The organism is Aeribacillus sp. JST-2, assembly GCF_056032925.1.
Map to the genome: position 1 here is coordinate 51,816 of NZ_JBVVUU010000004.1, position 21,287 is coordinate 73,102.

Sequence of the window (21,287 nt, forward strand, 5' to 3'; positions counted from 1 at the left end):
TACAGTAAAACTGCTGACGGAAGTTATCAAACGTCTGGATAAAGAAACCGTTGAAAAAATCATCTATCACTAATAAAGAGCTGGTTATTTTCCAGCTCCTTTTCCTTTTAATCCTTGTTCAAGGGTTTCAACCATTTCTTGTTGATCGTGTTGACTCGAGTTTTCCCAGATGATTTCAAATAAGACTCCGAGTCCCGGAAGCATTTTTTCTTCCCCGCTTTTTATCGCATCAACAATCGTTTCTCTTAGCTCGTCTTGCGTATTATTCGATATATTGGCAATGACGGCGTTTCGTAAATCAAAATTCATCTTTTTCACCTCGTTTACCCTTCGTTCTTCTTTATTTTTTCCGCGGTATTCTATATTATGTATATGTTAGAAAAAACAAGTTGAAGGAGAAAGTTTCTTGAAACGGATTGAATCGGTGAAAAACGAAAAAGTGAAAAAATGGAAAAAACTCCGTTTGAAAAAGGAAAGAGAGAAACAAGGGCTTTTTTTAATAGAAGGCTTCCATTTAGTAGAGGAGGCGTTAAAACAGCAGGGCGTCGTCCAAGAGCTGGTCATGTTAGAAGGGACATCCCTCCCGGAAGACTTTGAACATGGCTCCATTCCGATGACTGTTGTATCAAAAGAGGTGTTCCGGCTTCTTTCGGAAACGGAAGCACCGCAAGGAATCATAGCTGTTTGCAAAAAACGATCCAGAGACATAAATATTCATGACAATAAATGGCTGTTGATTGATGCGGTACAGGATCCCGGGAATTTGGGCACCATCATCCGCACCGCCGATGCAGCGGGAATGGATGTCGTTATTCTTGGAGAAGGAACCGTTGATTTATATAATAGTAAAACGATTCGGGCAACCCAAGGATCGCTGTTTCATTTGCCTATAATCCATGCTTCTCTGAAAGATATCATTACTCAATTGAAAAATGCCTCGATTCCGGTATACGGCACCTCCCTTTCCAATGCAGTCTCCTATAAAACAATCGAACCTAGTGAAAAATTTGCATTAATAGTCGGGAATGAAGGAAATGGAGTGTCGGGTGAACTGTTGGCAATGACGGATCAAAATTTGAAAATTCCGATTTATGGACAGGCGGAATCTCTCAATGTAGCCGTTGCTTCCGCTATTTTCATGTATCATCTCCTAAAATAGTATTGCGTCTCTTTTCTCTTTTTTTTATAATAAAAAGCAATTGAATAAAGGAACAACCATGAAGGAGAAGAGTAGTTTGCTGATCGCCATTCCAGGGAGAAAATGCCGCAGACTGAAAGCATTTTTATGGTGGAAGCAAATGAATTCACCTCCTGAGTTGACGCCGGGACCATACGATTTTCGTATGTAAAGGCGCTCCGGCTTTGCCGTTATAACAATGAAGAGAACAAAGATATTTCTTTGTTAATAAGGGTGGTACCGCGGTTCAACTCGTCCCTTTAGGGGATGAGTTTTTTTTATTTTCAATAAAAAGGAGGATTTTTTCATGCAGGAAGAGTTGACAAAACTTCGAGATGAAGCGCTGCAAAAAGTGCAGGCTGCGGCGGATCTAAAAGAATTGCAAAACATACGTGTTCAATATCTCGGCAAAAAAGGACCGATTACGGAAGTGCTTCGCGGAATGGGGAAGCTGCCGAAAGAAGAACGGCCGAAAATCGGCGCTTTAGCGAATGAGGTGCGTGAATCTATTGCCGATGGAATCAGCAAAAAACAAACAGAACTTGAAAAAGCGGAAATTGAGAAAAAGCTTGAGAAAGAAACAATTGATGTTACATTGCCGGGGCGGCCTGTTCTGTCGGGGAACCGCCATCCTATTCAAGCGGTCATTGAAGAAATTGAAGATTTGTTCATTGGAATGGGCTATACGGTGGAAGAAGGGCCTGAAGTTGAAACAGATTATTATAATTTTGAAGCGCTGAATTTGCCAAAAGGGCATCCGGCCCGCGATATGCAAGACTCTTTTTATATAACGGAGGAAATATTGCTACGAACCCACACATCGCCCGTACAGGCAAGAACGCTTGAAAAATACAAAGGAAAAGGACCTGTCAAAATCATTTGCCCCGGAAAAGTGTACAGACGCGACACCGATGATGCGACACATTCTCACCAATTTACGCAAATCGAAGGGCTTGCTGTCGATGAAAACATTCGCATGAGCGATTTGAAAGGAACTCTTGAAGCGTTTGCGAAAAAGCTGTTTGGCGAAGACCGGCAAATTCGCTTGCGCCCAAGCTTTTTCCCGTTTACTGAACCTTCTGTTGAGGTGGATGTCTCCTGTTTTAAATGTTCCATGAAAGGCTGTCATGTTTGCAAAGGAACTGGCTGGATTGAAATTCTAGGAGCAGGGATGGTTCATCCGAACGTATTGGAAATGGCCGGATTTGATTCGAAAAAATACCGTGGTTTTGCGTTTGGAATGGGGCCTGAACGAATCGCCATGTTGAAATACGGAATTGATGACATTCGCCATTTCTATACGAACGATTTGCGATTCTTAAAACAGTTTAAACAAGCGTAATCTTCAAAGGAGGCTGGATCAATCGATGTTTGTTTCATATAAATGGCTTTGTGAATATGTTGATGTAGATATTTCTCCGGAGGAGCTGGCGGAAAAAATTACACGAAGCGGAATTGAAGTGGAAGGCGTTCATTTTGTCGGCGGAGAAATCAAAAATGTAGTCGTTGGCGAAGTGCTTGAAAAAGAACCGCACCCGAACGCCGAAAAATTGAGCAAATGTTTAGTCGATATCGGGGAAGAAAAACCGGTGCAAATTATTTGCGGCGCAAAAAACGTAGCAAAAGGACAAAAAGTGCCCGTGGCAAAAGTCGGCGCCGTTTTGCCTGGAAATTTTAAAATCAAACGGGTCAAACTTCGCGGGGAAGAATCAAACGGGATGATTTGTTCTTTACAAGAATTAGGGATTGAAGGAAAACTTGTACCAAAACCGTTTTCTGACGGCATTTTTGTTTTTCCGAGCGATGCAGAGGTTGGAAAAGATGCAATTGAACAGTTGTTTTTTAATGACCACATTTTGGAATTGGGCCTCACTCCAAATCGGGCGGACTGTTTAAGCATGATCGGGGTTGCATATGAAGTTGCTGCCATTTTAAACAAGAAGGTGCATATGCCCGACCCAGCGTATGTGCCGGCAGAAGAAAAAGCTTCAGATTATATTACAGTAAACGTCGAGGCAAAAGAAGATAATCCTCTGTATGTGGCAAAAGTGATTAAAAATGTCAAAATTGCTCCTTCACCGTTATGGATGCAAATGCGTTTGATAAAAGCAGGAATCAGACCCCATAACAATGTGGTCGATATCACCAACTATTGTTTATTGGAATACGGCCAGCCGCTTCATGCTTTTGATTATGATCGGCTCGGGTCAAAAGAAATTCTCGTCCGCCGGGCATACGATGGGGAAACGATTGTCACTCTTGATGATCAAGAACGGAAGCTCACAAACGATCATCTTGTCATTACAAATGGAACTGTTCCCATTGCATTAGCAGGAGTCATGGGAGGCGCTGATTCAGAGGTAAGGGAAGATACGACGACCGTTTTATTGGAATCCGCTTATTTTAAAGGATCCACCGTCCGCAAAGCTTCAAAAGATTTAGGGCTCAGAAGCGAGGCCAGCGCTCGGTTTGAAAAAGGAGTTGATCCTGTAAGGGTAAAAGAAGCGGCAGAACGAGCAGCACAATTAATTGCCAAATACGCTTCAGGAACAGTGTTAAAAGGCAGTGTTGAATTTCATGACCTTCAAGTTGAACCTAAGGTGATCTCTGTATCAGCGGAAAAAATTAACCGTGTTTTGGGAACGAACATTCAAGTTGATGAAATCAAAGCAATTTTTGAACGTCTGCAATTTGAAACCGTTGAAAAAAATGGTGTTTTCACTGTGACGGTGCCAACAAGACGAGGGGATATTGCGATAGAAGAAGATTTAATTGAAGAAGTGGCGCGGTTATATGGATATGACCATATCCCTTCCACATTGCCGGAGGGAAAGTCAACCTTGGGCAAATTAACAGACTATCAAGGAAAGCGGAGAAAGGTTCACAGGTTTTTAGAAGGAGCCGGCCTCTGCCAAGCCATCACATATTCATTAACAAGCGAGGAAAAGGCTGCGCTTTTTGCATTGGAAAAATCGCAACTAACAAGGTTGGCTCTGCCAATGAGCGAGGAACGCAGTGTTCTTCGGCTTAGTTTGATTCCTCATTTATTGGAATGTGTTCAATACAACAAGGCGCGGCAAATGGATGATGTCCATCTTTACGAAATCGGCTCCGTTTTCGTTTCGGAGAATAATGGTGGAAAACCGGTGGAAAAAGAACGGCTGTCAGCTGTTTTGACAGGGCATTTCGTCTATCATCCTTGGCAAGGCGAAAGAAAAAAAGTTGATTTTTATGTTGTAAAAGGAATTTTAGACGGTTTGTTTAATCTATTGGGGCTTTCAAAAAAGATTGAATACAAACGAGGGAATGCAGAAGGGCTTCACCCTGGCAGAACAGCGGATATTTATTTGAACGGGACGTTTATCGGATTTGTCGGTGAATTAAATCCACAGGTTGAAAAAGAATACGACTTGGATGAAACGTACGTCTTTGAACTTAAATTAGCAGAGCTTTTCCAATTTGAAGCCGAGCCGGTCGTCTATGAGGCGATTCCGAGATTTCCGTCGATTACTCGCGATGTTGCCTTCGTCGTTGATCAAAAAGTCCAAGCTGAAGAGCTGCAAAAAACAATTGTTACAGCCGGGGGACGATTATTAAAAGAGATTTCCCTTTTTGACGTATATGAAGGCGGGCATTTGGAAAAAGGAAAGAAATCTGTGGCATTCTCCCTTCGCTATTATGATCCTGAACGAACGTTAACGGATCATGACGTGGCGGCAGTCCATGAAAAAGTAATCAAATCGGTTGAAGAGAAATTTTCAGCAGTGCTTCGCAGTTAAAAATGGAGGTGCACGACGCACCTCCATTTGTGTTTGAAAGAAAATACCGAAATTATTTCATACCGTTAAAAAGCCTTCAGATTTACTGAGATAAAAAGACGTTGCTCTTTCCCAGCTCTCCCAAATTCCATTCATACTTCTTTCCATCTTTTCGACAATCATGTTATGATAATGGTTAGAATTTTATTATGGTTCAACGACAAATTTGACAGAAGGATGGATGATTCATTTGTCTGAAAAACCGAAACCGAAAAATAAAACAACCGTTCAAATATACGGACAGCAATATTCGATTGTCGGAGATGAAAGCGTGAGCCATATCCGTCTTGTTGCATCAATTGTTGATGAAAAAATGCGGGAAATCAGCAAGAAAAACCCAACTCTTGATCTCAATAAGATTGCTGTTCTGACCTCGATCAATGTCGTTCACGATTATTTGAAATTGCAAGAACAATATGAACGACTGAAAAAACAACTGGATGAAAAGGATTGAAAGTAAACATGCTTGATTTGATCATTTTCTTTTTCTTGACTTTCGGTTTATTGGTTGGTTTAAAAAGGGGATTTATTCTTCAAGTCATTTATTTGACAAGTGCGATTATTGCTTTTATTGTTGCCAGAACATATTATGATGATTTGGCTCCAAAATTGAAACTGTGGGTTCCGTTTCCTCATTTAGGTGAAGCCGACCCTGCCTTTTCCTTTTTAACCGGAGATTATTTGGAGCTTGCTTACTACAGAACCGTCGCATTTGTCCTGCTGTTTTTCTGTGCCAAAATTGCCCTTCATATAATAGGATCGATGCTAGATTTTGTTGCGCTTTTGCCCATCCTTAAACAAGTAAACCGGTTGTTGGGGGCAATATTTGGATTTGCGGAAACATACCTCATTTTATTCCTTGTTCTTTTTTTAGGGATGCTGTTGCCGATTGAACAAGTTCAAGGCATTCTCGGTAAGTCGGTGCTGGCGGAACTAATGGTTCATCATACCCCGATATTATCTGACCGTCTTCATGATCTGTTGATCAATTACTTAGGCAACGGAAACAAGCTGTGAACGGACGATGGAACTTTGATATGATGAAGCATCCATCGTCCTTCCTTGTTTATCATGCAACCCTCAAGATGATGGCAGCGATCCATATCATTGTATCCCGTCAAAAAAACTTGTATCATTTTGATAGTTGTTCGGTTTGAGAGGTGATTCGAACGTGGCTGTCCATAAAAAGGACGTAGTAAAGTTGTTGAAAACAATTGCGATATATATGGAAATCAAGGGAGAAAACCGTTTTAAAATAGCTGCATTTCAAAAAGCAGCCGCTGCTCTAGAACGAGATGACAGAAGCCTTTCTGATATTTACGATTTTACTGCGATCAGCGGCATCGGCAAAGGAACGAGCGCTGTTATTAAAGAATTTATGGAAACTGGCGAATCGAAAACTTTGCAAAACCTCAAGAAAGAGGTTCCGGAGGGGCTGATTCCGCTTTTGAAGCTTCCGGGGCTGGGCGGAAAAAAGATTGGAAAGCTGTATCAGCAATTAGGAGTCGTGGATCTCGATTCTTTAAAAACAGCCTGTGAATCACACCAAGTACGCAATCTCCAAGGTTTTGGGGAGATTTCAGAAGAAAAAATTTTGGCTGCCATTCAAGAATGGGATGAAAGGCTCGAACGGCTGCCTCTTGCCCGTGTACTGCCAATTGCAGAAGAAATAGAAAAGTTCTTGGAAAAAGAAGCTTCCATTGTTCGTTTTTCGCGGGCGGGAAGTTTAAGAAGAATGAAAGAAACTGTAAAAGATCTCGATTTTGTGATTGCGACCGAATCTATTGAAAAAACAAAAAATTATCTTTTGTCCATGCCAAACATTCGCGAAGTGATTGCGAAAGGAGATACGAAAATATCTGTTGAGCTCATGTTGGATGTTAAGGTCAATGTCGATTTTCGCCTTGTTCATCCGCAAGAATTCGCATCGGCTCTGCTTCATTTTACCGGATCTAAAGAACACAATGTAAAATTGCGCCAACTTGCGAAAGAGAGAGGCGAAAAAATCAGCGAATACGGGGTTGAAATAATTGAAACAGGGGAAATTCTCTCCTTTGAATCGGAAAGAGCGCTGTATAAGCATTTTGATTTGCCATTGATTCCGCCGGAAGTTCGGGAAGAAGGAACAGAAGTAGAAAAGTATACAGGCGGGCTTATTTCCGTTGAACAAATGAAAGGCGACCTCCATATGCATTCCACTTGGAGCGATGGAGCGCATTCCATTCGAGAAATGGCGGAGGCCGCAAGAAAAAAAGGATATAAATATATTGCCATTACCGATCATTCGCAATTTTTAAAAGTGGCCAACGGTCTAACGCCTCAGAGACTGCAGCAGCAAAAAGAAGAAATTGATCGATTGAATGATCAATATGGAGACTTTACCATTTTAAAAGGAGTCGAAATGGATATTTTGCCTGACGGAACTCTTGATTATCAGGATGAGTTTCTAAAAGATCTTGATATTGTCATTGCCGCTATTCATTCCGGATTCTCACAGCCGCATGAAGTAATCATGGAACGGCTGAAATCAGCCCTTTTCAACCGCCATGTAGACATCATTGCTCATCCGACAGGCAGATTGATTGGTGGAAGAAAAGGTTATGACGTCGATATTGACATGCTCCTTCAACTTGCGAAGGAAACCAATACGATTTTAGAATTAAATGCCAATCCCAATAGGCTTGACTTATGTGTGGAACACTTACAAAAAGCGCAGGAGCTCGGTGTAAAAGTGGCGATTAACACAGATGCCCATAGTATCGATATGCTGAATGATATGGAGATAGGGGTTGCGTATGCACGCAAAGCTTTCATTCGTCCGGAAGTTGTTGTCAATACGTGGGACATCGGCCAACTGCGCCAATTTTTGAAAAAGAAATGCTGACAATCCAGCATGTCGGGAGGGTACACTTTGCAAGAACGTGTCTTGAACGTTTTGGAATTTAACAAAATAAGGGAACAACTAAAAGATCATGCATCCTCTTCATTGGGGAAAGAGAAAGCGCAGCATTTAATGCCGTCTGGAGATTTTCAAGAAGTGCTCAAATGGCAGGAGCAAACGGATGAGGCAGCGACAGTGCTTCGAATAAAAGGACATATACCATTGGGAGGTTTAAGCGATATACGCCCTAGTGTCAAGCGTGCCCAAATTGGCGGAAGTCTAAGTCCGCAAGAGCTTGTCGCTATTTCCGCCGTTCTGTACGCCTCAAGGCAAATGAAACAGTTTGTGCTAAACTTGATAGAAAATGAGGATGTTTCTTTGCCCCATTTAGGAAGATTGGCCGGCGGCATTCATGTTTATTTCCAAGAAGAAAAAGAAATTAATCGCTGCATTCGGGATGATGGAGAGGTGCTTGATGATGCGAGCGAAAAATTGAGATCGATTCGCAGGCAACTGCGCACGCTGGAAGGGCGGATTCGGGAAAAACTCGAGTCGATCATCCGCTCTCCGTCCGCACAAAAGATGTTGTCAGATGCGATTATTACCATTCGGAACGACCGCTACGTCATTCCGGTCAAACAAGAATACAGAGGGGTTTACGGAGGGATTGTTCACGACCAATCTTCATCAGGCGCCACGTTGTTTATCGAGCCGCAGGCAATCGTTGATTTGAACAATTCGCTAAATGAAGCGAAAATGAGAGAAAAACAGGAAATTGAGCGGATTTTAACAGAGTTATCTAAGATGATCGCGGCGATAAGCGAAGGGATTTACCAAAATGTTTCGATTATGACGGAAATCGATTTTATGTTTGCAAAAGCTTTATATGCCAAAAGAATTCATGCAACAAAACCGGAGATCAATCACGATGGCGTCATTAAGCTTTATGAAGCACGGCACCCTCTGATTGATCCAGAGGCAGTTGTACCAAATACGATTGAACTAGGGGAAGAATTTCATTCGATTGTTATCACTGGTCCAAATACCGGAGGGAAAACGGTGGCATTAAAGACGATCGGACTCCTTACTCTAATGGCGCAGGCTGGTTTGCAGATTCCTGCTCAAGACGGCTCCAAAATGGCTGTATTTGAAGCTGTTTATGCTGACATTGGAGATGAACAATCGATCGAGCAGAGTTTGAGCACTTTTTCCTCGCATATGGTCAATATTGTCGATATATTACAGAAGTTGAACGACCGCTCGCTCGTGTTGTTTGATGAGCTTGGCGCAGGAACAGACCCCGGGGAAGGTGCCGCCTTGGCCATTGCGATTTTAGACGAAGCTTTAAACAAAGGAGCGAAAGTTGTCGCCACTACCCATTATCCGGAGTTAAAAGCGTACGCCTTTAACAGAGAAGGAGTCGTGAATGCGAGTGTAGAATTTAATGTCGATACGTTGTCGCCAACTTATAAGTTATTAATCGGCGTTCCCGGACGGAGCAATGCCTTTGAAATATCAAGAAGACTTGGACTGAAGAGCCATATCATTGACAGGGCTAAATCGCTTATCAACACGGAACGGACCGAAGTAGATCAGATGATCGCTTCTCTTGAAGAAAATAATAAACGGGCGGAAGAAAATTGGCGGGAAGCGGAAAAGACTTTGAACGAAGCTGAAAAACTGTACCATGAATTAAAACAAAAAATGATGGAATTTAGCCGGAAACGGGATCAACTATTGGAAGAGGCGGAACAGAAAGCGAAAGAAAAGCTGGAAGAGGCGCAAAAAAAGGCGGATGACATTATTCAGAGATTAAGAAAAATGCAAAAAGAACAGTTGGCCGCCGTGAAAGATCATGAACTAATTGAAGCCAAAAAACAGCTTGAAGCAGTTCTACCTGTATTTGCGAAATCTGAGCAGCTGCCGAAAAGGAAAAAAGAAAACAGAACCTTTAGACCAGGTGATGAGGTGAAAGTTTTAAATTTAAATCAAAAAGGCCAACTTATTGAAAAAGCTAACGAAAAGGAATGGCTTGTTCAAATCGGCATTTTGAAAATGAAGGTGAACGAAGAAAATCTTGAATATATCAAAAGTCCATCGGCTGTGGAGGAAAAGCCGCTTGCATCGGTAAAAGGAAAAGATTTCCACGTTCCATTGGAACTTGATCTGCGGGGAGAACGGTATGAAGATGCGCTTATTCGGCTTGAAAAATATTTGGATGATGTTTTGCTTGCTGGATATCCACGAGTTTCCATCATTCACGGAAAAGGAACAGGAGTGCTTCGACAGGGAGTTAGGGAGTATTTGCAACAGCACCGCGCCGTCAAAAGCATCCGCTTCGGTGAAGCAAATGATGGGGGCACAGGCGTAACAATCGTCAATCTAAAATAAATTGTTTGTAAGGAGAGTCAGCATGAATTCGTTTTGGGAAAATGTCTATGTTGAAACGGCCGCCAACTATAGTGTCGTCATTTTATGCGGCATTCTGTTTTTAGTCATTTTTGAGTTGGTAACCAAATACAGAAATTGGGAGGAAATTCATAAAGGCAACCTTGCCGTGGCTATGGCAACTGGTGGAAAAATTTTTGGCATATCCAATGTTTTCCGTTACACGATCGAACAGCACGATTCCCTCTTTGAGATGATTGGCTGGGGATTTTACGGATTTGCATTGCTTTTGATCGGATATTTTATCTTCGAGTTTTTAACGCCAAAATTTAAAATTGATGATGAAATTCAAAAAGATAACCGAGCGGTAGGATTTATTTCGATGGTCATTTCCGTCGGTCTTTCCTATGTGATCGGTACAGGCATTGGAAATTAGGGGAGAGTAAGGATATGGAAACGCTAGCGAAAATATTAATGGTTTTATGCGGTGTTTTTGTTGTTGTCGGCATTGTGTATTTAATGGTTTTTGCGTAACCGGCAGGGAAATGCAATCTCTGCTGGTTGGGTGTTGAATTTTCTTAAAATAAATATATTTCTGAATATATTTTTGATATAATGAAGAAAATGATTCTCAATGGGGAGGAAAGAAGATGGACCATCAAAAGCCATGGTTGAAATTTTATCCATCGGAAGTCCCGCATGCCATCATTTGGGAGAATAAGCCTTTAACTCGATACTTTAAGGAAACGGTCGAGCAATTTGCTGAAAGAATAGCTGTTTCGTTTTTTGGGAAGACGTTGACTTTTTACGAACTTTATGAACAAATGTTAAAATTAGCTAATTATTTAGAACAAATCGGTTTAAAGAAAGGAAGCCGAGTTGGATTAATGCTCCCAAATTCGCCGCAAGCTGTCATCTCCTATTACGCCGTATTGGAAGCAGGCGGCATTGTTGTGCAAATGAATCCCCTTTACACGGAAAAAGAATTGGAGCATCAATTGAAAGATTGCGAGGCGACATATCTTATAACATTGGATATCTTCTATCCGAAAGCGAGGAAAATAAAAGCGCTGACAAAATTGAAGCACATTATTATTACAAAAATTCAAGAATATTTGCCGTTTCCGAAAAACCTCTTATATCCGCTCGTCAACAAAAAACAGCAAAATGTTGCCGTCAGTATTGATCCTTCACCAGAAACCCATTTATGGAAAGACATTTTAAAAACATCTCCAGCGGCTGAATTGAATATAAACATTGATCCGAAAGAAGATGTAGCTCTTTTGCAATATACAGGGGGAACGACAGGATTTCTGAAAGGCGTCCAGCTGACACATGAAAATTTAATATCCAATGCCAAAATGTGCTCTGCTTGGACATATCCATGCCGGCGCGGGGAAGAATCAATACTTGGAGTTCTTCCGTTTTTTCATGTATATGGAATGACGGCAGTGATGAATTTATCCATTTTAGAGGGCTACAAAATGATTTTGCTGCCAAAATTTGAAGCGGAAGAAATTTTAAAAACGATTCAAAAAGAAAAGCCGACACTCTTTCCCGGAGTGCCAACGATTTATATTTCCTTATTAAACCATAAAGATTTAAAAAAATATGATTTGACTTCCATTAAATATTGCATAAGCGGTTCGGCTCCTCTTCCGGTAGAGGTGCAGGAAAGGTTTGAAAAGGAAACAGGCGGGAAGCTTGTGGAAGGATACGGGCTTTCGGAGGCATCGCCGGTCACGCACGCGAATGTCATTGATTCAAAGGTCAAAAAGAAAGGCAGCATCGGCATTCCATGGCCGAATACTGATGCGGCCATATACTCGGCTGAAAAACAGGGGATCGCTGATGTTTATGAATATGGCGAACTAATCGTAAAAGGCCCGCAAGTAATGAAAGGTTATTGGAACAACAAGGAAGAAACGGACGCTGTTTTAAAAGACGGCTGGCTGTTTACAGGCGATATTGGCTATATGGACGAGGACGGCTTCTTTTACATCATCGATCGCAAAAAGGACATGATCATCGCCGGCGGCTTCAATATTTATCCTCGCGAAATAGAAGAAGTTTTGTATGGGCATGAAAAAATAAAAGAAGTAGTTGTTGCCGGCATTCCTGATCCTTACAGAGGAGAAACCGTAAAGGCGTATGTCGTTCCGAAAGAAGGGGTCCAGCTGACTGAAAAGGAACTGGATCAATTTGCAAGGCAACATCTTGCTGCGTATAAAGTGCCGAAGCAATATGAATTTCGCCAAGAGCTCCCTAAAACACCTGTCGGAAAAATTTTGAGAAGAAGATTAATAGAAGAAGAAAAAAATAAAATGGAGAATAATGATGAGGGAAAAATTTAAAAAAAGTTTGCATGCTTGTTTTACGTCCGCTTGACAAAAAAAGCCTGCTAACATATGATGAAAATGAATGACTATTCATTCACTTATGATGAAGGAGAAGAGAGACGTTGAAAGAAAAAAGACCGAAATATAGACAAATTATTGATGCAGCCGTTATTGTGATTGCTGAAAACGGGTATCATGCAGCGCAAGTGTCAAAAATCGCTAAACAAGCAAAAGTAGCGGATGGAACCATCTATCTTTATTTTAAAAACAAAGAGGACATTTTAATTTCTTTGTTCAGAGAAAAAATAAGCGGACACTTAGAACAAGTAAAAAGCGAACTGAACCGTAAGCCGACGGCTTCGGAAAAATTGTTTGCATTGATACATCGACATTTTCAAATGCTTGTCGAGGATCCTCATCTTGCCGTTGTTTTGCAGCTGGAACTGCGGCAAGTGAACAAGGAGCTTCGAAAGCAAATCAACGAAATTTTAAAAGATTATTTAAAAGTTATCGATGAAGTGATTGAATTTGGAAAATCAACGGGTGAATTTCGCAAAGATCTGGATGTGAGGATTGCAAGACAAATGATTTTTGGCGCAATCGACGAGACGGCAACAACATGGGTGATGAAAGAACAAAAATACGATCTGCTTTCGAATGCGGAAAAAATATTTGATCTTTTAACAAACGGTTTCCATTCACCGAAAACGAACCGACATACAACATAGCAGATAATGATGCGGTGCCCGGAAAATTTTTTGAAAAAGGGGATGGATGAAATGAATATCGTTGTTTTAATCAAGAGAACGTTTGACACAGAAGAAAAAATTGTGATTGAAAATGGTGTGGTTGCTTGCGGGGATGCACAATATATTATCAACCCGTATGATGAATACGCTATTGAGGAAGCGATACGAATTCGGGAGGCTCATGGCGGTGAAGTGACGGTTGTTTCCGTAGGCTCTGAAGAAAGCGAAAAAGAATTGCGCACTGCTCTTGCGATGGGGTGTGATAAGGCGGTGTTAATCAATGTAGAAGATGAGCTTGAAGAAGGGGATCCATCCACAACCGCTTCCATTTTATACAAATATTTAAAGGATCAAGGAGCAGATATTATATTAGCCGGAAATGTCGCGATTGATGAAGGATCAGGCCAAGTCGGCCCCCGTTTGGCGGAACTGCTTGACATTCCGTATGTCACCACAATAACGAATATTGAAATAAGCGGAAAAGAAGTGAGAGTTGTTCGGGATGTGGAAGGGGATTCCGAGGTAATTGAAACAACTTTGCCGCTTTTAATCACCGCCCAGCAAGGATTGAATGAACCAAGATATCCATCATTGCCCGGTATAATGAAAGCAAAGAAAAAACCGCTTGAAGAAATGGATCTTACAGACTTGGATTTAGACGAAGACGATGTGAAACCGAAAACAAAGACAATTGAAGTATTTTTACCTCCGAAAAAAGAAACTGGAAAGATACTTGAAGGAGATCTTCAAGATCAAGTAAAAGAACTCGTTTCATTGCTGAGGACAGAGGCAAAAGTCATTTAGAAAAGAAAACAAGGGGGATGGGAGAATATGGCGCGCAAAGTATTAGTGTTAGGTGAATTGAAAGACCGATCATTAAGACAGGTATCATTTGAGGCTTTGGCCGCCGGGAAAATCATTTCAGAAGGAGGGGAAGTTGTCGCTGTTTTGGCTGGGGAACATGTAAGCTCTTTTGCAAGCGAATTGATTGCCCACGGGGCTGACAAAGTTGTGCTGGTAGAGGATGAAAAATTGAAGCACTATACTTCTGACGGTTTTTCGCAGGCTGTGTTGGCTGTCATTCGATCAGAAAAACCGGAAGCGATCATTTTCGGTCACACCGCATTAGGCAAAGACTTATCACCGAAGCTGGCGGCTAAATTAAATACAGGACTTATTTCTGATGCAACGGCGATTGAAACAGCAGGGGGCAACATCGTGTTTACAAGGCCGATATACTCAGGAAAGGCTTTTGAAAAAAAAATGATCACGGAAGGAATTGTGTTTGCAACCATCCGCCCCAATAACATTCAATCACTTGAAAAAGACGAAACGAAAACAGGCCGAGTGGAATCTTTATCTGTTGAAATAAAAGATTTGCGTACGGTTGTGAAAGAAGTTGTGCAAAATGTGGCTGAAGGTGTTGATCTAACGGAAGCAAGAGTAATAGTTGCCGGCGGCCGCGGTGTCAAAAGCGCGGAAGGATTTAAACCATTAAAGGAGTTGGCGGATATACTGGGGGGAGCAGTCGGAGCTTCGCGTGGGGCCTGTGATGCTTTTTATTGCGACTATTCGATGCAAATAGGCCAAACCGGAAAAGTTGTCACCCCTGATCTCTATATTGCCTGCGGAATTTCCGGAGCCATTCAGCATTTAGCGGGAATGTCGAATTCAAAAGTGATTGTTGCGATCAACACAGACCCGGAGGCAAACATTTTCAGTATTGCTGATTACGGAATCGTCGGTGATTTGTTTGAAGTTGTGCCGCTGTTGACGGAGGAAATAAAAAAAATAAAAATCCATTCTTAACGTGGAGGAACTCGTAGATGCTGCAATGCCAGTTCATATAAAAAGATGAATGTTTAGCACCTTTTACTGGTGCATTTTTTGTGCATAAAGACTAGAAATGATGGAAACATTAGAGGCAGATCAAAACATTCGCATCAAGCAATCGATCATGGTATACTTCAACATATAGTTGAAACCAGCAAATTAGGAGGAGTACAAATGGCAATTACAAACGTTTCTGATCAAAATTTCTCTCAAGAAACAAGAGAAGGATTAGTATTAGTGGATTTTTGGGCTCCATGGTGCGGACCATGCAAAATGATTGCTCCGGTTCTTGAAGAATTGGATCAAGAAATTGGAGACAAAGTAAAAATTGTGAAACTGAATGTTGATGAAAATCAGGAAACAGCCGGCCAATATGGAGTGATGAGCATTCCTACATTGATTGTCTTTAAAAACGGCGAAGTTGTTGATAAAGCAGTTGGATACCAGCCAAAAGAAGCACTGGCAGAGCTTTTAAACAAACATATGTAATAAAACATTAAGGCGCCCAAATGTTTGCGGCGCCTCCTTATTTTTGGAAAATGTTGTATCTTCAGAAGGAAGTGAGAACTTTAGCAAAAAAGCCTCGGCTTTTATGAAAAGCTAGGATGGATTGCCCTGTTTATTGATCCGTTCTGCTGTTTTATAAGCATCGATCATGCCATAAATCCAAAGAATAGGAGTAGTTATGAAGCCGATAAGGACAAACATCAGCAAAACGGAAAGAAAATAAAGAACAATAATTAAAATTCCTTTGCCGATTTGGCCGTTGTAGATTTGGCCCAACCCTGCAACAAAAAAAGATAAAACAGCTGCGACACCGGGATTTTTCATGTGCTTACCCCCTTTCCTTTCCCAGAAAATCTTTATTTCATTACTTGAACGAAGGAAAAGTCCTTATTTCTTTAGACATGAGATACATTTCACTTAACCCCTCTGAAGTATTGGAAATTATATCATATTTATTCAATGAAATAAATGTTATTATAAATTCTGCCAAAAGGTTGCATAAACAAAAATTGATGTACAATAGAGCTTAGAAGGATGAACATGGAGTGGTTGTAGCATGAATGAGTTATTAAAGGAAAAGCTGTTGATCCTGCCGGATAAACCGGGCTGTTATTTAATGAAAGATAAAAATGGTACAGTCATTTATGTCGGAAAAGCGAAAGTATTAAAAAACCGGATTCGCTCTTACTTTACAGGATCGCATAACGGCAAAACATTAAGGCTTGTTCAAGAAATCGCCGATTTTGAATATATTGTTACTTCCTCCAATATAGAAGCATTGCTGTTAGAAATGAATTTAATTAAAAAATATGATCCAAAATACAATGTGATGTTAAAGGATGACAAAAGTTATCCATACATTAAAATTACTGCTGAACGCCATCCAAGATTGATCGTGACGAGGAAGGTAAAAAAAGATAAAGGGAAATATTTTGGCCCTTATCCGAACGTTCAGGCGGCAAGGGAAACAAAAAAGCTGCTTGATCGGATGTATCCGCTTAGAAAATGCAACACGCTTCCTGATCGCGTTTGCTTATATTATCATATGGGTCAATGCCTCGCCCCTTGTGTCAATAAAGTTCCAGAAGAGACGAACAAGCAAATGGTTGAAAGCATTATCCGCTTTTTAAATGGGGGCTATAAAGAAGTAAAAAAAGAATTAACGGAGAAAATGATGGAAGCAGCAGAAAATCTTGAATTTGAAAGAGCAAAAGAGTATCGTGATCAAATTGCCAACATCGAAGCAACGATGGAGAAGCAGAAAATGGTATTCAACGATTTCATCGATCGGGATGTGTTTGCTTATGACTATGATAAAGGCTGGATGTGCGTTCAAGTATTTTTCATCAGACAAGGAAAATTAATTGAACGGGATGTATCGTTTTTTCCCCTTTACCAAGAACCTGAGGAGGAATTTTTGTCGTTTATCGGCCAGTTTTATTCAAAAAACCACCATTTTCTTCCAAAAGAAATTTTGCTTCCGGAAGACGTGAACGAAGAAATGGTCAAAGCGCTCTTTAATGTTCAGGTTATTAAGCCGAAAAGGGGAAAAAAGAAAGAGCTAGTACAGCTTGCTTATCAGAATGCCAAAATTTTTTTGCAGGAGAAATTTTCCCTAATCGAAAGGGATGAAGAACGAACAATTAAAGCGATTGAAAATTTAGGGGAAAAGTTGAAAATCCCAACGCCGCATCGAATTGAAGCGTTTGACAATTCGAACATTCAGGGAACGGCTGCGGTGTCTGCTATGGTTGTGTTTATAGATGGTAAACCGGAAAGGAAGGAATATCGGAAGTATAAAATGAAAACGGTAAAGGGGCCTGATGATTACGAATCAATGCGGGAAGTGATTCGAAGAAGATATTCCCGCGTTCTTAAGGAAGAACTGCCTTTGCCGGACCTCATTATTGTCGATGGCGGGAAAGGACAGATGGCGGCTGCAAGCGACGTGTTGGAGAATGAACTGGGACTGGATATTCCTGTGGCTGGGCTTGTAAAAGATGAAAGGCATCGCACCAGCAATTTGCTCATGGGAAATCAAGAGGAAATGTTAAAACTTCCAAAAAACAGCCAGGAATTTTATTTGCTGCAGCGCATTCAAGATGAAGTGCATCGGTTTGCCATCAGTTTTCATCATCAAGTTCACAGAAAAAACGCGTTGAAATCTGTCTTAGATACAATACCGGGTGTAGGACCGAAGCGAAAAAAACAATTGCTGAAAACGTTTGGTTCTGTTGAAAATATGAAAAAGGCATCCGTTGAGGAGCTAAAAAAAGCCGGGATGCCTGAGAATGTGGCGGAGAATATATTAAGGCATTTGAAAGGGTGAGTAGAGAATCCCCCTTCTCACCCACGTGAGAAACGGGGGAAACTATTACGGCAGAACGGGTTGAATGGTGTCTTTTTCATCCCATTTCACTGAAATGATGACTTTGTTCGCCCGTTTTTTAATTTCCTCATGGGCTTCCGTCACAAAGCCTTTCATTTGCTCAATTTGTTGGGCGATAAATCCTGCTTCCAGCTGAAATGATAAATCGGGTGAAAGCTTCATTCTTTCTTCAATCAGCTTGCTCGTTAATTCGAGTTCCATTTCATTCTTTTTTTGATGAACGATTTGCAGATGGCCCCATCCTGCCGTCTGAAAAAAAGATATTAATTCTTCCAGCGTGGACAGCCGGAATTTGCGCGCAAGCTGCTTGCCCCCCCAATACAAAATAGTCTGCTGCTCTCTGCCTAACAACTCCGGAATAAAATGATCGCGTAGCAGTGTAAAGCTGAATGAATGCAAATTGAGTTCTCCAAGCGCTTTTAAATAATCATGGTATGATTGCCCTTTCAATCGTTTCCCCTCTTTCTAATGAACAATTATATTATAACAGTTTTGGAGATCGAAGAAAGAACTTTCACAACATTCATTTCAAGTATATTAAAAAAATAAATTTGCAATCAATTTTTGAACAAAATAGAAGTTTCAAGCCTTGCACCATTTAGGGCAAAATTTTCTTTTTGTAGCCGTTTTCTTGACGCTCCTACTTTATGAGAGTACAATGAATTTGTCATATTATTTTAAGATTTCGTCAAACTTTGTCGGGAAGATGGATTACATGCCAAGCAAAACAGGGGGAAGAATGAATTTTAAAACATTATAGTTATTAAAAAATGGGGGGTAAAGCAGATGTCTGGTAACAGAGAATTTGCGAATCGCAGACTACATTCTTTTTTAGGAGTTTTTCCGATCGGCGTCTTTTTAATCCAGCACTTAACTGTCAATCATTTTGCCACAAAAGGGGAAGACGCGTTCAACAATGCAGCTCATTTCATGGAAAATTTGCCTTTCCGCTATTTTCTTGAAATTTTTATTATTTTCCTTCCTCTGTTATACCACGCAATTTACGGGATCTACATTGCGTTTACGGCCAAAAACAATGTGAGCCGTTTTAACTATTTCCGCAATTGGATGTTCCTTCTTCAGCGGATTACTGGTATTATCACCCTTATTTTTGTTGCATGGCATGTATGGGAAACTCGAATCGCAGCAATGTTTGGTGCAGATGTGAACTTTCAGATGATGGAATCAATTTTAAGCAATCCTATTAATTTAGCTTTGTATATTGTTGGGGTGTTATCAGCTATTTTCCACTTTGCCAACGGTCTGTGGTCTTTTGCTGTAAGCTGGGGAATTACTGTTACTCCTCGATCTCAACAAATCTCAACTTATGTCACTATGGCCATTTTTTTGTTGCTTTCCATTGTAGGTCTTCGCGCAATTTTTGCTTTTGTCTAATCTAACAAATATTGCAATACTAAAGGGAGTGGACCAAATGAGTAAAGGAAAATTAATCGTTGTCGGCGGTGGTTTGGCCGGTTTAATGTCAACCATTAAAGCTGCAGAAGCTGGAGTAAGTGTTGACTTGTTTTCGTTGGTGCCTGTAAAACGGTCGCATTCAGTTTGCGCACAAGGAGGCATTAACGGAGCAGTCAATACAAAAGGTGAAGGTGACTCTCCTTGGATTCATTTTGATGATACGATATACGGCGGAGACTTCCTTGCAAACCAGCCGCCTGTTAAAGCAATGTGTGAGGCCGCACCTGGCATCATTTATCTTTTAGATCGCATGGGTGTTATGTTTAATCGTACACCTGAAGGATTGCTTGACTTCCGCCGTTTTGGCGGCACACAACATCACCGCACAGCTTACGCTGGGGCAACGACTGGACAGCAGCTGCTTTATGCTTTGGATGAGCAGGTTCGCCGCCATGAAGTGGCAGGATTAGTGACAAAATATGAGGGTTGGGAATTTTTAGGGATCGTTCAAGATGACGAAGGCCGTTGCCGTGGTATTGTAGCTCAAAACTTAACGACAATGGAGATCCGCTCTTTTCGATCCGATGCAGTCATTATGGCTACCGGAGGACCCGGCATAATTTTTGGCAAATCGACAAACTCCGTTATCAATACAGGATCGGCAGCTTCGATTGTCTATCAGCAAGGCGCTTATTATGCAAACGGCGAATTTATTCAAATCCATCCTACTGCTATTCCGGGCGATGATAAGCTGCGCTTAATGAGTGAATCTGCACGTGGAGAGGGAGGACGGATTTGGACATATAAAGATGGAAAACCATGGTATTTCCTTGAAGAAAAATATCCTGCATACGGCAATCTTGTTCCGCGCGACATTGCAACACGGGAAATTTTCCATGTGTGCGTTGACTTAAAGCTCGGCATTAACGGGGAAAATATGGTTTATCTTGATTTGTCCCATAAAGATCCGAAAGAGCTGGATATAAAACTTGGCGGAATTATCGAAATCTATGAGAAATTCATGGGAGAAGATCCAAGAAAAGTTCCAATGAAAATTTTCCCAGCTGTCCACTATTCAATGGGCGGTTTGTGGATTGACTATGATCAAATGACAAACATTCCGGGCTTATTTGCAGCAGGGGAATGCGATTACTCGCAACATGGTGCAAACCGTCTTGGCGCCAATTCATTGCTGTCGGCAATTTACGGCGGTATGGTTGCTGGGCCGAAGGCGATTGAATATATGAACGGATTGGAAAAATCAGCAGAAGATTTATCATCATCCCTCTATGATGCACGCGTCAGAGAGGAACAAGATAAATGGGATCAAATTTTGAAGATGGATGGAAATGAAAATGCTTATGTATTGCATAAAGAGCTAGGCGAATGGATGACCGAAAATGTTACAGTTGTCCGTTACAATGATAAACTTTTGAAAACTGATGAAAAAATACAAGAACTTATGGAACGGTGGGAAAACATTAATATTAATGACACAGCCAAATGGAGCAACCAAGGGGCAACGTTTACCCGTCAATTAAGAAACATGCTAGTTTTGGCCCGCGTCATCACCTTGGGGGCCTATAACCGCAATGAAAGCCGAGGCGCTCATTATAAACCGGAATTTCCGGAGCGGAACGATGAAGAATGGCTGAAAACGACAATGGCATCTTTTGCAGGTTTAACAGAAGCTCCCAAATTCCATTATGAGGATGTAGACATCTCACTCATTAAACCTCGTGTACGCGACTATACGAAGAAACATTAAGGAATGGAGAAAAGAAGGGGGA

19 protein-coding genes and 1 other annotated feature are annotated in these 21,287 nt (G+C 41.1%); of the genes, 16 read left to right on the forward strand and 3 right to left on the reverse strand.

All coding sequences use genetic code 11. From position 1 onward, the window contains the following. Positions 1–84: 84 nt before the first annotated feature. Positions 85–309: a small acid-soluble spore protein SspI gene (gene sspI, locus AC0KTX_RS03490; protein ID WP_474250848.1), complete on the reverse strand. Its 225-nt coding sequence runs from the start codon at positions 307–309 to the stop codon at positions 85–87. A gap of 97 nt (positions 310–406) precedes the next feature. Between sspI and AC0KTX_RS03495 the strand changes: the two genes are divergently transcribed. The 13 genes from AC0KTX_RS03495 to trxA all read left to right on the forward strand — a co-directional run bounded on the left by AC0KTX_RS03495 (position 407) and on the right by trxA (position 15,674). Beyond that, positions 407–1,159, forward strand: a complete 753-nt coding sequence (locus AC0KTX_RS03495; RefSeq protein WP_474250849.1) for a TrmH family RNA methyltransferase — start codon at positions 407–409, stop codon at positions 1,157–1,159. Between the two features lie 49 nt (positions 1,160–1,208). Further along, positions 1,209–1,440: a binding site (T-box leader), on the forward strand. A gap of 44 nt (positions 1,441–1,484) precedes the next feature. Next, positions 1,485–2,519, forward strand: coding sequence for a phenylalanine--tRNA ligase subunit alpha (gene pheS, locus AC0KTX_RS03500; protein ID WP_474250850.1), 1,035 nt, complete (start codon positions 1,485–1,487; stop codon positions 2,517–2,519). Between the two features lie 25 nt (positions 2,520–2,544). Then, on the forward strand, positions 2,545–4,956 hold the full coding sequence (gene pheT, locus AC0KTX_RS03505) for a phenylalanine--tRNA ligase subunit beta (protein WP_474250851.1): 2,412 nt from the start codon (positions 2,545–2,547) through the stop codon (positions 4,954–4,956). Positions 4,957–5,185: 229 nt separating this feature from the next. Further along, positions 5,186–5,449: a cell division protein ZapA gene (gene zapA / locus AC0KTX_RS03510; protein WP_474250852.1), complete on the forward strand. Its 264-nt coding sequence runs from the start codon at positions 5,186–5,188 to the stop codon at positions 5,447–5,449. Beyond that, positions 5,446–6,012, forward strand: a complete 567-nt coding sequence (locus tag AC0KTX_RS03515; protein WP_474250853.1) for a CvpA family protein — start codon at positions 5,446–5,448, stop codon at positions 6,010–6,012. The genes zapA and AC0KTX_RS03515 overlap by 4 nt, the downstream gene beginning before the upstream one ends. A gap of 154 nt (positions 6,013–6,166) precedes the next feature. Continuing rightward, positions 6,167–7,879, forward strand: coding sequence for a DNA polymerase/3'-5' exonuclease PolX (gene polX / locus AC0KTX_RS03520; RefSeq protein WP_474250854.1), 1,713 nt, complete (start codon positions 6,167–6,169; stop codon positions 7,877–7,879). Between the two features lie 27 nt (positions 7,880–7,906). Beyond that, a complete protein-coding gene (locus AC0KTX_RS03525; protein WP_474250855.1) occupies positions 7,907–10,267 on the forward strand; it encodes an endonuclease MutS2 in 2,361 nt (786 codons plus the stop codon). 22 nt (positions 10,268–10,289) lie between these two features. Then, complete coding sequence (locus AC0KTX_RS03530) at positions 10,290–10,700, forward strand: DUF350 domain-containing protein (RefSeq protein WP_474250856.1); 411 nt, start codon at positions 10,290–10,292, stop codon at positions 10,698–10,700. A 214-nt stretch (positions 10,701–10,914) separates the two neighbouring features. Continuing rightward, the gene (locus AC0KTX_RS03535; protein ID WP_474250857.1) at positions 10,915–12,618 is read left to right on the forward strand and encodes a long-chain-fatty-acid--CoA ligase; all 1,704 of its coding nucleotides are present in this window, start codon (positions 10,915–10,917) and stop codon (positions 12,616–12,618) included. A gap of 107 nt (positions 12,619–12,725) precedes the next feature. Next, entirely contained in the window at positions 12,726–13,331 is a 606-nt protein-coding gene (locus AC0KTX_RS03540; RefSeq protein ID WP_474250858.1) for a TetR/AcrR family transcriptional regulator, read from the forward strand. A 51-nt stretch (positions 13,332–13,382) separates the two neighbouring features. Continuing rightward, the gene (locus tag AC0KTX_RS03545) at positions 13,383–14,156 is read left to right on the forward strand and encodes an electron transfer flavoprotein subunit beta/FixA family protein (protein ID WP_474250859.1); all 774 of its coding nucleotides are present in this window, start codon (positions 13,383–13,385) and stop codon (positions 14,154–14,156) included. A 27-nt stretch (positions 14,157–14,183) separates the two neighbouring features. After that, the gene (locus AC0KTX_RS03550; protein ID WP_474250860.1) at positions 14,184–15,161 is read left to right on the forward strand and encodes an electron transfer flavoprotein subunit alpha/FixB family protein; all 978 of its coding nucleotides are present in this window, start codon (positions 14,184–14,186) and stop codon (positions 15,159–15,161) included. Between the two features lie 198 nt (positions 15,162–15,359). Beyond that, entirely contained in the window at positions 15,360–15,674 is a 315-nt protein-coding gene (trxA, locus tag AC0KTX_RS03555) for a thioredoxin (protein ID WP_474250861.1), read from the forward strand. 111 nt (positions 15,675–15,785) lie between these two features. On the opposite strand, the gene AC0KTX_RS03560 is transcribed toward trxA, so the two are convergent. Continuing rightward, positions 15,786–16,016, reverse strand: a complete 231-nt coding sequence (locus AC0KTX_RS03560; protein ID WP_474250862.1) for a hypothetical protein — start codon at positions 16,014–16,016, stop codon at positions 15,786–15,788. 232 nt (positions 16,017–16,248) lie between these two features. Between AC0KTX_RS03560 and uvrC the strand changes: the two genes are divergently transcribed. Continuing rightward, a complete protein-coding gene (gene uvrC, locus AC0KTX_RS03565; protein ID WP_474250863.1) occupies positions 16,249–18,021 on the forward strand; it encodes an excinuclease ABC subunit UvrC in 1,773 nt (590 codons plus the stop codon). Between the two features lie 45 nt (positions 18,022–18,066). On the opposite strand, the gene AC0KTX_RS03570 is transcribed toward uvrC, so the two are convergent. Further along, entirely contained in the window at positions 18,067–18,531 is a 465-nt protein-coding gene (locus AC0KTX_RS03570; protein WP_474250864.1) for a YslB family protein, read from the reverse strand. A 336-nt stretch (positions 18,532–18,867) separates the two neighbouring features. On the opposite strand from AC0KTX_RS03570, the gene AC0KTX_RS03575 reads away from it, so the two are divergent. Next, positions 18,868–19,476: a succinate dehydrogenase cytochrome b558 subunit gene (locus AC0KTX_RS03575; RefSeq protein WP_474250865.1), complete on the forward strand. Its 609-nt coding sequence runs from the start codon at positions 18,868–18,870 to the stop codon at positions 19,474–19,476. Between the two features lie 37 nt (positions 19,477–19,513). After that, positions 19,514–21,265 carry a succinate dehydrogenase flavoprotein subunit gene (gene sdhA / locus AC0KTX_RS03580; RefSeq protein WP_474250866.1) on the forward strand — a complete coding sequence of 584 codons (1,752 nt, stop codon included), beginning with the start codon at positions 19,514–19,516 and terminating at the stop codon, positions 21,263–21,265. The last annotated feature ends 22 nt before the right edge of the window (positions 21,266–21,287 follow it).

Coding starts and splice junctions, on each gene's coding strand:
- sspI (WP_474250848.1), bottom strand. CDS start 309: ATGAATTTTGATTTACGAAACGCCGTCATTGCCAATATATCGAATAAT.
- pheS (WP_474250850.1), top strand. CDS start 1,485: ATGCAGGAAGAGTTGACAAAACTTCGAGATGAAGCGCTGCAAAAAGTG.
- pheT (WP_474250851.1), top strand. CDS start 2,545: ATGTTTGTTTCATATAAATGGCTTTGTGAATATGTTGATGTAGATATT.
- AC0KTX_RS03530 (WP_474250856.1), top strand. CDS start 10,290: ATGAATTCGTTTTGGGAAAATGTCTATGTTGAAACGGCCGCCAACTAT.
- AC0KTX_RS03535 (WP_474250857.1), top strand. CDS start 10,915: ATGGACCATCAAAAGCCATGGTTGAAATTTTATCCATCGGAAGTCCCG.
- AC0KTX_RS03545 (WP_474250859.1), top strand. CDS start 13,383: ATGAATATCGTTGTTTTAATCAAGAGAACGTTTGACACAGAAGAAAAA.
- AC0KTX_RS03550 (WP_474250860.1), top strand. CDS start 14,184: ATGGCGCGCAAAGTATTAGTGTTAGGTGAATTGAAAGACCGATCATTA.
- trxA (WP_474250861.1), top strand. CDS start 15,360: ATGGCAATTACAAACGTTTCTGATCAAAATTTCTCTCAAGAAACAAGA.
- AC0KTX_RS03560 (WP_474250862.1), bottom strand. CDS start 16,016: ATGAAAAATCCCGGTGTCGCAGCTGTTTTATCTTTTTTTGTTGCAGGG.
- uvrC (WP_474250863.1), top strand. CDS start 16,249: ATGAATGAGTTATTAAAGGAAAAGCTGTTGATCCTGCCGGATAAACCG.
- AC0KTX_RS03575 (WP_474250865.1), top strand. CDS start 18,868: ATGTCTGGTAACAGAGAATTTGCGAATCGCAGACTACATTCTTTTTTA.
- sdhA (WP_474250866.1), top strand. CDS start 19,514: ATGAGTAAAGGAAAATTAATCGTTGTCGGCGGTGGTTTGGCCGGTTTA.